At 61.4% G+C, this 12,077-nt stretch carries 12 protein-coding genes; 6 read left to right on the forward strand and 6 right to left on the reverse strand.

Annotated elements, in window-relative coordinates; genetic code table 11:
- Positions 1-43: 43 nt before the first annotated feature.
- Positions 44-454, reverse strand: a complete 411-nt coding sequence (locus AC0V6T_RS08450; RefSeq protein WP_486126003.1) for an EVE domain-containing protein — start codon at positions 452-454, stop codon at positions 44-46.
- Positions 455-648: 194 nt separating this feature from the next.
- Here AC0V6T_RS08450 and AC0V6T_RS08455 point away from each other — a divergent pair, with 194 nt between their 5' ends.
- The 6 genes from AC0V6T_RS08455 to AC0V6T_RS08480 all read left to right on the forward strand — a co-directional run bounded on the left by AC0V6T_RS08455 (position 649) and on the right by AC0V6T_RS08480 (position 6,431).
- Entirely contained in the window at positions 649-2,331 is a 1,683-nt protein-coding gene (locus tag AC0V6T_RS08455; protein ID WP_486126005.1) for a putative bifunctional diguanylate cyclase/phosphodiesterase, read from the forward strand.
- 75 nt (positions 2,332-2,406) lie between these two features.
- The gene (dapF, locus tag AC0V6T_RS08460) at positions 2,407-3,216 is read left to right on the forward strand and encodes a diaminopimelate epimerase (protein ID WP_486126007.1); all 810 of its coding nucleotides are present in this window, start codon (positions 2,407-2,409) and stop codon (positions 3,214-3,216) included.
- Positions 3,213-4,388, forward strand: a complete 1,176-nt coding sequence (locus tag AC0V6T_RS08465) for a MiaB/RimO family radical SAM methylthiotransferase (RefSeq protein ID WP_486126009.1) — start codon at positions 3,213-3,215, stop codon at positions 4,386-4,388. Before dapF ends, AC0V6T_RS08465 begins: the two co-directional genes overlap by 4 nt.
- The gene (gene ftsY, locus AC0V6T_RS08470) at positions 4,385-5,299 is read left to right on the forward strand and encodes a signal recognition particle-docking protein FtsY (protein ID WP_007163715.1); all 915 of its coding nucleotides are present in this window, start codon (positions 4,385-4,387) and stop codon (positions 5,297-5,299) included. The genes AC0V6T_RS08465 and ftsY overlap by 4 nt, the downstream gene beginning before the upstream one ends.
- Positions 5,299-5,946 (forward strand): inner membrane-spanning protein YciB, encoded by a 648-nt coding sequence (locus AC0V6T_RS08475; protein ID WP_486126011.1) that lies wholly within the window; start codon positions 5,299-5,301, stop codon positions 5,944-5,946. Before ftsY ends, AC0V6T_RS08475 begins: the two co-directional genes overlap by 1 nt.
- Before the next feature lie 191 nt (positions 5,947-6,137).
- Positions 6,138-6,431, forward strand: coding sequence for a hypothetical protein (locus AC0V6T_RS08480; RefSeq protein ID WP_486126013.1), 294 nt, complete (start codon positions 6,138-6,140; stop codon positions 6,429-6,431).
- A 9-nt stretch (positions 6,432-6,440) separates the two neighbouring features.
- Here the strand turns inward: AC0V6T_RS08480 and AC0V6T_RS08485 are convergent, their stop codons facing one another.
- The 5 genes from AC0V6T_RS08485 to AC0V6T_RS08505 all read right to left on the reverse strand — a co-directional run bounded on the left by AC0V6T_RS08485 (position 6,441) and on the right by AC0V6T_RS08505 (position 12,073).
- Positions 6,441-8,360, reverse strand: coding sequence for a potassium transporter Kup (locus tag AC0V6T_RS08485; protein ID WP_486126015.1), 1,920 nt, complete (start codon positions 8,358-8,360; stop codon positions 6,441-6,443).
- Between the two features lie 116 nt (positions 8,361-8,476).
- Complete coding sequence (locus tag AC0V6T_RS08490; RefSeq protein WP_486126017.1) at positions 8,477-9,118, reverse strand: tetratricopeptide repeat protein; 642 nt, start codon at positions 9,116-9,118, stop codon at positions 8,477-8,479.
- Positions 9,115-9,549, reverse strand: coding sequence for a cytochrome c-type biogenesis protein (locus tag AC0V6T_RS08495; protein ID WP_486126018.1), 435 nt, complete (start codon positions 9,547-9,549; stop codon positions 9,115-9,117). Before AC0V6T_RS08495 ends, AC0V6T_RS08490 begins: the two co-directional genes overlap by 4 nt.
- Positions 9,546-10,076, reverse strand: coding sequence for a DsbE family thiol:disulfide interchange protein (locus AC0V6T_RS08500; protein ID WP_486126020.1), 531 nt, complete (start codon positions 10,074-10,076; stop codon positions 9,546-9,548). Before AC0V6T_RS08500 ends, AC0V6T_RS08495 begins: the two co-directional genes overlap by 4 nt.
- Positions 10,073-12,073, reverse strand: coding sequence for a heme lyase CcmF/NrfE family subunit (locus AC0V6T_RS08505; RefSeq protein WP_486126022.1), 2,001 nt, complete (start codon positions 12,071-12,073; stop codon positions 10,073-10,075). The genes AC0V6T_RS08500 and AC0V6T_RS08505 overlap by 4 nt, the downstream gene beginning before the upstream one ends.
- Between the last annotated feature and the right edge of the window lie 4 nt (positions 12,074-12,077).

Below are 12,077 nucleotides of genomic sequence, written 5' to 3' on the forward strand. Positions count from 1 at the left end.
GGAGCGCAAGAGTTATCGTTCCAATCCAGTCGAACAGATCCCCCTAGCCTTCGGACATCTTGCAGATGAGCTTCCACTCGTCCGGTTTGATCTTGGCAACTGAGAGACGCGAAAGGCGAACCAGTTCGCAGTCAGCAAGCTTGGGTTCGGCCTTGATCTGCTTGAGCGTCACCGGATTGCCGAACTTACGTTTCGGCTTGATCTTCACCGCAGCCCACTTGCCGGTTTCATCGGTCGGATCCCCGATCCCGGCGACCGTCACTTCGACAACGCCAACAATCTCAAGCCCCTCGCGCGAATGGTAGAAAAACGCTTCGTCGCCCACTTCCATTGCTCTTAGATTCAGCTTTGCCGAATGGTTGCGCACGCCATCCCATGTGCCCTCTTCCTCGGCAACGAGGTCGTCCCAGCTGTATTTGAAGGGTTCGGACTTCATCAGCCAGTAATTGGGCATGTACTTGCTCTCCTTGTTTGCAGATCTGCATAGCGTGGTTGCGCCGCTCCGACCTAGTGCGCCGACGCCCGGTCTTCCACCCCTCGAAGTCAGCCTTCCCCAAGGGTTAACGGAAATTTCAACATGTCTGAGCAATTACACGCATTGGTAAATCACTAGGGGCGCGCCGTCTTCGGCAGGGGAAGAATACGACATTGGCACACTCGAAGCCGGAAAATGGAATAGGTAAAGCTGAGCGCGATCTGCTGGCTCTCGGGCTCGCCTTTGCCGCGATCATCCTGTTCGTGGCGACTGGGTCGTCAGTGATGCCCGCCGCGATCAATTCCCTTCTGGGCAACGGAAACTCGCCAGACAATCTTCTGGTTAGCGCCCTGCTTCTCAACATCGTTCTGATTATCTTCTGCTGGCGTCGCTATCGCGATCTTCAGAGCGAGATCGAGGAACGTCGCCGCGCCGAAGAACGCGCACGGCAGTTGGCCGAAATCGACCCGCTCACCGGATGCCTGAACCGCCGCAGCATGGCCGGCGCAACCAGCGAATTGCAGGAGTACGCCAAAACACGCGGCGTTGCGATTGCGTACGTCATGATCGACCTCGATAACTTCAAGCAGATCAACGACATGTATGGCCACTCGGTCGGCGATGCTGTGCTTGTCCAGATGGCATCGCGCATTCGCAATCAATTGCCAAAGGAAGCCCGCCTTGCTCGCCTTGGCGGGGATGAATTCGCCTTTGTCACGCCATACAACCCCGTGGGCCGCGAGCGCGTTGACGATCTGGTGGTGCGCCTTTTCGAAAGCATGGCTGTCCCGTTCGAACACAACGGTATCAGTATCGATGCCACAATATCGATCGGCGTGACGTCGGATTACGATGACAATTGCCCTGATCCGGACGTCGCGACTTCCGATGCCCTGATGCAGCGTGCTGACATGGCGATGTACCAGTCCAAAAAGGAAGGCAAAAACCGCTACTTCTGGTTCGAACCGAGCATGGAAGACGAGCTGCGTTTCCGCCACGAACTGGAATCGGGAATTCGCCGCGGCCTGCTTAATTCGGAATTCGTGCCATACTACGAGCAGCAAGTGGATATTGAGAGCGGCGAGCTCGTCGGTTTCGAAATGCTTGCCCGCTGGCATTCGCCGATGATGGGCAAGGTCAGCCCGGAGATTTTCATTCCTGTCGCCGAGGATATCGGGGTCATTACCGACCTGTCTGACCAATTGATGTCGCAGGCTTTCGTCGATGCGCGTGAATGGCACGAAGAACTCACGCTTTCGATCAACATCTCGCCGGTGCAACTGCGCGACCCGTGGTTCGCGCAAAAGATCCTCAAGGCGCTGACCGAGCACAATTTTCCGCCGCATCGTCTCGAGATCGAAATCACTGAAAGCTGCCTGCACGAAAACATTGGCATGGTCCGCTCGATCATCACGAGCCTTCGCAACCAAGGTGTGCGCGTTAGCCTTGATGATTTCGGGACTGGCTATTCCAGTCTCGAACAGCTGCGCACGCTGCCCTTTGACCGGCTAAAGATCGACCGCAGTTTTGTTGGTGAACTGCGCAATCCTTCGACGAAATCAAGGATCGTCGATGCGATTGTTTCGCTGGGCCGGGGTCTCGAACTGCCCATTACAGCAGAGGGCATTGAGGACGAAGAGATCCTCGACGCTCTCAAGAAAATGGGCAAGCTGAAGGGTCAGGGCTATTACTATGGCCAGCCCGAAAGTGCCGAAGAAGTCGCACGGCGCCTGAAAAGCGCTGGCCGCCTTGCCCGCGATCAAGCGCCAGAACTTCCCATCGCGCGGGAAATCGTCGAGGAAGAAGAGCACCACGAGTTGCCGCAGCCGTCTGGCAAACGCATCGTCAACGAATAGTTGGCGCGCGGTTGCGCTTCCTTTGCCTTCACTGACCTTTACGCCGGGCCGCGCGATGCATAAATGCGCGGGGCTATGCGCGTAGACTTCACCAAGATGCACGGCCTCGGCAATGATTTCGTCGTGCTTGATGCGCGCAGCAGGTCCTTGCCTGCCATTTCGAACGCCACGGCCAGCGCGCTTGCCGACCGCAACACCGGGGTCGGTTGCGATCAGCTGATCGTGCTCGAGCCGAGCGACGATCACGATTTCCGCATGCGAATTTACAATTCTGACGGCGGCGAGGTCGAAGCCTGCGGCAATGCGAGCCGCGCTGTCGCGATGCTGCATGGCTCGCCGGCAACCGTCGAAACAGCAGGCGGAGCGATCAGGCTCGAACCTGCTCAAGGCGGCGCGAGCGTCGATATGGGCGAGCCGCGCTTCGAATGGGACGCGATCCCACTCGCCTATGCGATGGACACCGCCAACATGCCGGTTGGCTGGGGCGAGCTTGAGGCGGGGATCGCGGTCAATGTTGGCAATCCGCACGTGATTTTCTTCGTGCAGGACGCCGATGCGGTCGATCTTGCCGAGCTTGGCCCACAAATCGAGACCGACGCCCTTTTTCCTGAACGCATCAATGTGAATGTCGCGAGCCGGGTGGGCGATAGCCACCTGAAACTGCGCGTTTGGGAGCGCGGTGCCGGTCTCACGCGCGCCTGCGGCACCGGTGCATGTGCAACGGCAGTGGCAGCAATCTCGCGGCTGCACATGAAGAGCCCGGTGACCGTCTCCCTCCCCGGCGGTGACCTCGAAATCGCGTGGGAGCGCGGCGAAAGCATCGTCATGACCGGCCCTGCGACCGAGAGCTTTCGCGGCAGCTTCGAATGGAATGATTTCGCGTGAGTGCTCCGGAAGTTATCAGCCTGGGATGCCGCCTCAACATTGCCGAGAGCGAGCGGATGAAAGGCATGCTCGCCGACGCTGGCGACGTTGTCGTCGTCAATTCCTGCGCCGTGACCAGCGAGGCCGTTCGCCAAACGAGGCAGGCGATCCGTAAAGCGCGCGCGGCACGGCCCGATGCGCGATTGATCGTCACCGGATGCGCGGCCGATATCGAGCGCGACCAGCTTGCGGCCATGCCTGAGGTCGACGGGCTCATCGCCAACGCATCAAAGCTCGACCCGCGCAGCTGGAACGTGCCTTTACCCGAGGCACCTCCCCCGCCCACTCGCACGCGCGCATTTATCGCGGTCCAGAATGGCTGCGACCACGCCTGCACATTCTGTGTCATCCCGCAAGGCCGCGGAAAAAGCCGTTCGATGACGATTGCCGAGGTTCTGCGCGAGGTCGAGCATCATCTGGAGCTTGGCGCGAAGGAAGTGGTTCTGACCGGCGTCGATGTGACCAGTTGGGGCCACGATCTGCCCGGCACCCCGCCGCTCGGCGCGCTGGTGGGCGCGGTGCTTAAGCAATTGCCCGATCTATCGCGCCTTCGCATGTCGTCGCTCGACGGGATCGAGATTGACGAGGCGCTGTTCGAACTCTTTGCCAGCGAGGAGCGGCTGATGCCGCACCTGCACCTCTCGCTTCAGCATGGGCACGATCTGATCCTCAAGAGGATGAAGCGCCGCCATTCGCGCAAGGATGCGGTCACGCTGGTTGAGCGCCTGAAGCAGCGCCGCCCGGATATCGCCATCGGCGCGGACCTGATCGCTGGCTTTCCCACCGAGACCGACGAGCATCACGCGGCCAACCTCTCGATCATCGACGAACTGGGCATCGTGCACGGCCACATCTTCCCCTATTCGCCCCGCCTCGGCACGCCCGCCGCGCGCATGCCGCAGGTCGAGCGCCGCGTGGTCAAGGCGCGCGCTGCCGAATTGCGCGAACGGGTCGCACTGAGGCGCAGCGCATGGCTCGGCACGCTTGTGGGCGAAAACCTGCAAGTCCTCGCCGAACGCGACGGCACGGGCTATGCGCCCTCCTATGCGCGGGTGGACCTGCCCGAGGGCACTCCCGCCGGACGCATCGTATCAATCACACCGCACGCCATTGAAGGAGGCCTGCTTAGATGAGTACCAGCTGGAGCGACCGGCTGCTCGGCGGGTTTCGCAAAACCTCCGAACGTCTTGGCGCGAACCTCACCGGGGTCGCGACCCGTCTCGACGAGGCGACGCTCGACGATGTCGAAGACGCGCTGATCATCTCTGACCTCGGCCCGGCAGCGGCGGCGCGCATCCGCGCGAAGCTGAAGGAAAAGAGCTTCGGGCTGGAGATCACGCAGCGCGAGCTCAAGGAAGCGGTCGCCGAAGAGATCGCCGAAATCCTTCGCCCTGTGGCAAAACCGCTCGAAATCACCGCCTTTCCGCGCCCTCAAGTGATCCTTGTCATCGGGGTGAACGGATCGGGCAAGACCACCACCATCGCCAAGCTCGCGCACCTGTTTACCGAGGACGATTACGGCGTGCTGCTGGCGGCGGGCGACACCTTCCGCGCTGCCGCGATTGGCCAGCTTGCCACATGGGCAGAGCGCGCCGGTGTAGACCTCGTGCGCGGGCCCGAGGGCGGCGATCCTGCTTCGATCGTATTCGACGCGGTGAAGCAGGCGACTGACACCGGAATCGATGCGTTGGTGGTGGACACCGCCGGCCGCCTCCAGAACAAGAAAGAGCTGATGGAAGAGCTGGCGAAAATCCGCCGCGTCCTTGGCCGCCTCAACGAGGAAGCTCCGCACGATGTGGTGCTCGTGCTCGATGCGACCAATGGCCAGAACGCGCTTTCGCAAATCGACGTGTTTCAGGAAGTCGCGGGCGTCACTGGCCTTATAATGACCAAACTGGACGGCACCGCGCGCGGCGGCGTTCTGGTCGCTGCGGCCGAGCAATATGGCCTTCCGATCCATGCAATCGGTGTGGGCGAAAAGATGGAAGACCTGCGGCCCTTCGACCCCGATCTGGTCGCGCGCGTAATTGCAGGAGTGGCGTAATGGCGAGCGAAGAAGCCAAGAAAGCCGGATCAAGCTGGCTCAATGTCGCGGTCGATTATGGGCCGCTGCTGGTGTTCCTCGGCGTCTATCGCTGGAACGCGCCCGCCGACCCTAACCCGGCGGGTGAGCTTCTCGCCATCATGTACGGCACAGGCGCCTTCATGGTCGCGGCCATTTCGGCGCTCATTATCTCCAAGTGGAGGCTGGGCAAGGTCTCGCCGATGCTGTGGTTCTCGACCGCGCTGATCGTCGGCTTCGGCGCGCTCACGATCTTCTTCGGCGATCCGGTGTTCGTGCAGCTGAAGCCCACGATCATCTACGCTGTGTTCGGAGTTGCGCTGCTCGCAGGGTTTTTCATGGGCCGCGCGCTCCTCAAGATCCTGCTCGAAGCCGCGTTTGAGGGGCTGTCGGACGAAGGCTGGCTCAAACTGTCGCGCAACTGGGGCGTGTTTTTTCTGGTGCTCGCGGTGCTAAACGAAGTGCTGCGCGCACAGATGAGCTTCGAAGGCTGGCTTTGGGCCAAGTTCTGGGTGTTCATGCCGCTGAGCTTCCTTTTCACCTTCACCCAGTTGCCGATGCTGATGAAGCATGGGCTCAGTCTCGAAGGCGAGGAAGAGGCGATCAAGGACGAACCGCCGACTGCTTGAGGAGCTGGGGTCGATTTGACACCTGACGCCACCAGCGTATTATAGCGATAACACGGCGAGCGAGTGACGGGTCCAGCTACCCCTCCTCGCTCGCCGTGTTGATTCACCTGCAGAGCGCAAAATGAACGGGCCGGAATACTGCCGCGCCCGGCGAACTGTGTTATAATCGCAATACAGCAAGGAGAGACCTAATGGACCAATCGAGCATGCACATCGGCGATATCGGCAAGCTCGTTCAGAAGGTGATCGATGACTGGCGCTTTGCCGAACGCAAGGCTGTGCGCGATCGCCTACGGGACTTCGAGGACCGGTTCGAAAAACTCGGATCGCGCGAGCCCCATCCGGACACAGACTGCTTCCGGGAACGCCTGCAACGGTCCTTCGATGAATTCGTCAGCCGCGTTGACGCCAAATATGCGATGATCGACGAAGCCCACCGGCAGATGACCGAATTCGTCGATCAGCGCGGGCGCACGGCAAACTAGCGCACCTGCCTAAATCTCCACCTGGCTGCCCAGCTCAACCACACGGTTCGTCGGCAGCTTGAAGAAGTCCATCGCGCTGGCCGAGTTTCTCAGCATCCACGCAAATATCTTCTCGCGCCAGATCGGCATTCCTGGCTTGTCCGAGGCAAGCAATGTTTGGCGCGACAGGAAGAAGCTGGTCTGCATCATGTCGAAGTCGCCGCCGCAATAGATGCCCATGCCCTTGAGGCCCTGAGGCACGTCGGTCTCCTCCATGAAGCCGTATCGCAGCACCGCACGATAGAAGCCGTCACCCATGTCGGTGTATTCGCAGCGCTCGGAAGGGTCGATGTAGGGCACGTCCTGAATGTCGACGGTCAGGATGACGACGCGTTCGTGGAGCACCTTGTTGTGCTTGATATTGTGGAGCAGCGCCGAGGGGACGCCTGCCGTACTCGATGCCATGAAGATCGCGGTGCCGGGAACGCGCAGGGCCGAGTTCTTGGCAGACTTGGCAAAGATCTCCATCGGCAGCGCGACCTCGCTCATCCGCTCACGCATGAGCTTGCGCCCGCGCGACCAGGTGGTCAGCAGCGTGAATGCGATGAAGCCGACCATGAGCGGGAACCAGCCGCCATCGGGCACCTTGGTGAGGTTGGCTGCGAAATACGCTCCGTCCACGATCAGGAACAGGAACACGACCGGTGCGGCGTACCACCACTTCCATTTCCACACGCTGACGAAGAGAAGGCCCATCAGAAGCGTGTCGATCGTGACAGCGCCCGTGACCGCGATACCGTATGCGCTCGCAAGGTTGGACGAGTTCTGGAAGGTCAGCACGAGGATGATGACCGCCACCATCAGCGCCCAGTTGACGACCGGGATGTAGATCTGCCCACCCTCGGTCTCGGACGTATGGAGGATCGAGAGGCGCGGCATGAAGCCCATCTGAACCGCCTGATGCGTGATCGAGAACGCGCCTGAAATCACAGCTTGGCTGGCGATGAAGGTGGCAACGGTCGCAAGGAAGACCAGCGGCAGGCGCCATTCTTCGGATGCGAGCAGGAAGAACGGGTTCTGTACGACGACAGCCGCTTCCTCTGCCGGGAGGCCAGCGATCATCGCGCCCTGCCCGAAATAGTTGAGCAGCAGGCACGGCATGACAAAGCCAAACCACGAAAGCCGCATTGGCCCTCGCCCGAAATGCCCCATGTCCGAATAGAGAGCTTCGGAGCCCGTCACTGCCAAGACCACCGCGCCGAGCGCGAGGAAGGCGACGAAGCCGTCGGTGACAAAGAACATCACCGCGTAATACGGGTTGAGCGCCCACAGGATGTCGGGATTGTTAATGATCTGCCACCCGCCCAGCAGAGCGAGCACGAGAAACCACACGATCATCACAGGCGCAAACAGGGCGCCCACCTTCGCCGTCCCGCGCGCTTGAAGCATAAACAGGAATACGAGCAGGCCCAGCGCAATGGGAATCACATATTGCTGCAGACCAGCATCGACCACAGTCAGGCCCTCGACCGCCGAGAGCACGGAAATCGCGGGCGTAATCATGGAATCGCCGTAGAAAAGCGATGTCGCAAAAACGCCCAGCAGCACCACGAGCCAGCCATATTTCGACTTGCCCATATGGCGCGACAACAGCGCGACGAGAGCGAGCGAACCGCCCTGCCCCTTGTTATCGGCGCGCATGAGGATCGTCACGTACTGGATCGCCACGACGAGCAGCATCGACCAGAAAATCAGGCTGACGACGCCAAGCACATGCATCCGGTCAATTGCGACGCTGGCAGTGCCAGCGAAAGTCTCACGAAATGCGTAAAGCGGGCTGGTGCCGATATCGCCGAAGACGATACCGATCGCGCCCACCGCAAGCGCAGCCTTCGAGCCTTTATGCCCGTGACCATTGCTTGTCGTAGTGGAGGCTGCGTTATCGCTCATAAGTGGCGGCTATCCTGCTGCGCGCGAGATGGCTGTTTACGCCGCGTCTCGGCCAAGGTCGCGGCCCTTAGCACCGCGGGTTCGCACCTGCAACATCGCGCCCTGCCCCGTGACCCTTATTGGAGCATCGGGGCGTTGGCGATCATCTGGTCGAGCCGGGCGACCTGCGCCTCGGTATCCGCGCGCCATGGTGCATCCTCGGGCGTGTTCTCAAGAAGGCGCGCAAAGGTGTCTCGCGCGGCGATGATCTCGCCCGACCTCAGGAAAGACACCGCGAGGAAGTAATCCGCGCCCGGACTGGCCGGGTCGATCGCGCGCGCCTTTCCATAGGCATAGAAGGCCGCCGGTGTCACAATCCCGTCGGCATGGCCCGTCAGCGCCATACCAAGCGCCAGCCAGCCCTCAAAATGCTCTGGATTGTCGTTCAACCCGCGCCTGAGCAGCTGCGCGGCCTCCGCAAACTTGCCGCGACGGGCAAAGCCATCCGACAGCATCAGATAATCGGGCTTGGGCGCCATCGAGTCGAAAAGCTGGCGGCGCGCTTCGACCATTTCCTCGCCCGAGCGCTGCTCGGTCGTTTCAGGCTGTTTGGGACTACCCGGCTGTCCGGGAGAGCCTTGCATCCCATATGCGGCGAGGCCGAACAGCAGCGTCGCGCCGAACACCGCATAGCCTTCTTTCGGCAGGCGCAGCGTGAAGGCAGCGATTGCAAAGCTGACCAGCGCCAGCGCGAGAATGCCCAACCATGCGCCGATCATTGGGTCGGCTCACCGTCAGAGCGCTTCTTGCCGAGCCGCCGCAGCAGGATAAGCCCGACAAGCGCCAACAGAACCAGCGGGATCGCAAATAGCGGCCAGGTGGTCGAACTGACCTGCGGCTGATAGCTGACATAATCACCATATCGCTGGGTCAAAAAGCTGCGGATCTCGTCCGGACTCTCTCCCGCCAACAGCCGCGAGCGGACCTGGTGGCGCATGTCGCCTGCCATCGGCGCATCGCTGTCATTGATGCTTTGCGACTGGCACTTGAGACAGCGCAGCGTTTCCATCAGCTCGGTCGCCTCGGCTTCGAGCACCGGGTCTTCAAGCTGTGTGTAAGCATAGGGCGCTGCGGGCATCGACTGCTGCGCTGCAAGCGGGGCCGCGATCAAGGCCAGGGCGGCGCATAGGAGGCGCAGGAAGTCCGTCATGACCGCGCTTCCTCCAGTTTTTCGAGAAGCAGCGGCACCGTTTCTTCGCGCACATCGCCGATATGCTGGTAGCGAATGTTGCCCTCTGCATCGATGACGTAGGTTTCCGGCACGCCCGATGCGCCGATCTGGATCATGAGTTCGCTGATCTCGTCTGCGCCGATGCGGGTATAGGGATTGCCATAGCGGCCAAGGAAGTTCGCGACGGCTTCGGGCCGATCGCGCACGGCGACGCCGATGATCTCGACGCCCTCTTCGCGCAGGCGTTCAAGGTGCGGCGCTTCGGCAATGCATGGGAGGCACCAGCTCGCCCAAATGTTGAGAAGGCGCGGCTCGCCACCGACGAAATCTGAGCGGCTGACGCCCGGCATCCCGCCGAGCGCAGGCTCGAGCGTGAATTCTGGCAGCGGCTGCTCAATCATCTGCGAGGGGATCTGGTCTGCTTTGGGCTGGGTCAGCATGTAGCCCGCCAGCCCTGCGAAGAACAGGAACAGGCCGAGCGGGATCAGATACAGCGCACGGTTCATTCGGCAGGCTCCGGAACGGCGCCGCCGGTCTTGAGCGCGTCCATATCTTCACGCCGCGCATCGCCGAGCGCCTTGGCATTGCGGCGCTTGAGGTCGACGCGGATGCGGCCGACAATCGACAACACACCTCCGAAGGCGATCAGCAGACCGCCATACCAGATGAAGGTCACAAACGGCTTCCACCATACGCGCAGCTGCCAGCGCGTGTTGCCATTGGCGTCCACGCCTGCCTGATCGCCGATTACGGCGTAAAGCTGTCCATCCCAGCGGGTGACGAGCGCGCTTTCGCTGGTGGCTTGTGGAGGCGACCAGAAATTGCGCGCCTGCGGGTTAAGTTCGATCCGCTCTCCGCCATCGCGCGATGCGAAGATGCGCGCCTCGACAGCGGTCCAGTTGGGGCCTGCGACAGGGTCGACGCTTTCCAGTTCGATGGTCCAGCCTGCAACTTCTTCAGAGCCGCCGGGCGCAACGGCCGCAAGCTTCTCGCTGGTGAACGCTGTTTCACACGCCATACCGAACAGCGCTACCGCGACGCCGAAATGCGCCATCACCATGCCCCAGGTTGCGGTGGGCACACGGCGCAGATTGCGTCCGCGCAGCGGCAGGAAAGCGGCGATGCCAAGCCCGATGGCTAGCGCAAGACCGAGAACGGAGAGAATGCTGTAATCGCCAAGGATCGCGACGAGCGCGCACACCGCAATGACCACGGCAGCGAGCATTGCGAGTTCAAACTGGATGCGCGCCGGTTTGTCGTCCTTCCAGCGCAGCAACGGCCCAACCGCCATTACCAAGAACATCGGGATCGCGAAGATCGCACCTGCCGGGTTGAAATATGGCGGGCCTACGCTGACGCGCACGTCAAACGCCTCGGTCAGCAGCGGGTAAAGCGTGCCCAGAAGCACGATCGCTAGGATCGCCGAGAGCATCACGTTGTTGAACACAAGCGCGCCCTCGCGGCTTGTAGCGGAGAAGCGCTTGCCTTCCGCGATGCTGCCAGCGCGCAGAGCAAATACGCCAAGAGCGCCGCCAATATAGAGGCCAAGCAAGATGAGAATGAAAGTCCCGCGCTCCGGATCGACCGCAAAGGCGTGAACGCTGGTGAGCACGCCCGAGCGCACGAGGAATGTGCCGAGCATCGACATCGAGAAGGCGAGCACGCCAAGCATGATCGTCCAAGTGCGAAGCGCGTCGCGTGCGGCGAGCACGCTCACCGAGTGAAGCAGCGCTGTCGCAGCGAGCCACGGCATGAGCGAGGCGTTCTCGACCGGGTCCCAGAACCACCAGCCGCCCCAGCCAAGCTCGTAATATGCCCAGTAGGAACCGGCCGTGATGCCGAAGGTGAGGAACACCCAGGCGCCCAGCACCCAAGGCCGCATGACCTTGGCGAAATCGGGCGTCACCTGCTTGGTGATCAGCGCGCCCATGCAAAGGCTGAAGGCAACCGAAAGGCCGACATAGCCGACGTAAAGCGTGGGCGGATGGATCGCGAGGCCGATATCCTGAAGCAGCGGGTTGAGACCCGACCCCTCAAGCGCGGGGACCGGAAGCCGCTCGAACGGGTTCGAGGACAGAAGCAAGAAGGCGTAGAAGCCGAGCGCGACAAAGCCCTGCACGCCGAGCGTCGCGCTCATCGTCTTTTCGGGCAAGCGCCGCTCAAGCCCGGCAAGCAAGCCGCCTGACAGCGCAAGCACCGCGACCCACAAGAGCATCGAGCCTTCGTGGTTTCCCCAAGTGCCGGTCAGCTTGTAAATGAACGGCTTGGCCGAATGCGAGTTGGTTGCGACCAGCTTGATCGACAGGTCGGTGATCGCAAAGGCCCAGAGCAGAAGGAAGAACGCGAGCGTCGCGAGGAAAGCCTGCACCACCGCAGCCGGGCGCGCATAGATTGCAAACCGGGCATTGTCGCCGCCAGCGAGGCCAAACGCACCTGATGCCATCTGCAAGACGGCAAGCGCGGCCGAAAGCCACAGAGCGACAAGTCCGAGTTCTGCGATCATGAGC

The organism is Erythrobacter sp. S158, assembly GCF_057364915.1.